This is a genomic window from Actinomycetospora sp. (assembly GCF_055612215.1).
In genome coordinates, this window is record NZ_JBVPVA010000571.1 from 1 (window position 1) to 1544 (window position 1544).

The 1544-nt window shown below is 75.8% G+C and carries 2 protein-coding genes; both read left to right on the forward strand.

Annotated features, from left to right (window positions below; translation table 11 throughout):
* On the forward strand, window positions 1–405 hold a 405-nt coding region (locus AC0CYZ_RS15715), incomplete at its 5' end, for a hypothetical protein (RefSeq protein WP_472216937.1).
* A 54-nt stretch (window positions 406–459) separates the two neighbouring features.
* A partial coding sequence (locus AC0CYZ_RS15720; RefSeq protein ID WP_472216939.1) for an MFS transporter occupies window positions 460–1544 on the forward strand: 1085 nt, incomplete at its 3' end.

Genomic DNA, 1544 nt, shown 5'->3' on the forward strand with positions numbered 1-1544 from the left:
CCGGTCGACGAGGCGCTCGCCCGGGCGCCCGCCGACGACGTGCACGCGCGCGTCGCCGCCCTCGTCGACGGGGTCACCGCGACGATGGGGTCCTCGCTCGCCCTCGGCCGGCGCCTGATCGCGCTCACCGTGCAGGAGCCCGACCGCGAGGACGGCGCCCCCCGTCGCGGGTACCGGCGGATCGGGTGGATCGAGACCGCGCTCTCCCCGGTGCGCGGCCGGCTGGGGCCCGAGGCCTTCGCCGACCTGGTCTCCGCCCTCGCCGTCGTCGTCGGGTGGGAGGCGTTCATCGTGCTCACCGACGTGCGCGGGCTCGATCCCGAGGAGGCGGGCGCGTGCACGCGGCGCTCGGCGGCGTGGCTGCTCGACGCGGCGCTGGCCGGGGGTGCTCCGGCGCCGGTGTGACGGGCGACCGGATCGCGCGCCACCCGTCGTCGGATCTGGTTGCCTGGGACAACGATGAGCACCCAGGCCGAGACCGGCGCCCCCACCCACCTCGGACGGCCGACCGTCCTGCTGCTCGCGGTGGTGTGCGGCGCCGCGGTGGCCAACATCTACTACGCCCAGCCCCTGTTGCCCGTGGTCGCGCAGGCGTTCGGGGTCGACGAGGGTCGGGCCGGCCTGCTCGTGACCGCCTCCCAGATCGGCTACGCGGTCGCGCTCGCGTTCCTGGTGCCGGTCGGTGACGTCCTCGAGCGGCGTCGGCTGGTCAGCGTGCTGCTGGCCGTGACCGGGGTGCTGCTGCTCGGCGCGGCGGCGGCGCCCACGCTCGGCGTCCTGCTCGCGGCGGTGGCGATCGTCGCGGTGACCTCGGCCGTGGCGCAGATCGTCGTGCCGATGGCCGCGTCGCTGGCCTCCGACGAGCGCCGCGGCTCGGTGGTCGGGACGGTGATGAGCGGGCTGCTCGTCGGCATCCTGCTGGCCCGGACCGTCTCGGGGCTGGTCGCCGAGATCGGCGGCTGGCGGCTGGTGTTCGTGCTCGCGGCCGTGGTGATGGTGGTGCTCGCCGGCGCGGTGCGGCTCGTCCTGCCGCGCGTCCCGACGGCCTCGGAGGCCCCGTACCCGACCCTGCTCCGCTCGGTCGGGACCATCGTGCGGGAGGACGCGCTGGTCCGGCGCCGCATGGTGCTCGGCGGCGTCGGGTTCGGGTGCTTCACGATCCTCTGGACCGCGCTTTCGTTCCTGCTCGCCGCCCCGCCCTATTCGTACGGCTCCGGGGTGATCGGCCTGTTCGGGCTCGCGGGACTGGCCGGAGCCATGGCGGCGGTCGGGGCGGGCCGGTTCGCCGACCGGGGTCACGGACGGCGGGTGGTGACGATCGGGCTGGGCCTGCTGCTCGTGAGCTGGGGCCTGCTGGCCCTGGGCGGGACCTCCCTGGTCGCCCTGCTCGCCGGGATCGTCGTGCTCGACCTCGCCCAGCAGCTGCTCCAGATCTCCCACCAGCACGCGATCTACCGCCGCCGCCCGGAGGCGCGCAGCCGCGTGACCAGCGCGTTCCTGGTGTCGGCGTTCGTCGGCGGGGCGATCGCGTCGGCGCTGACCTC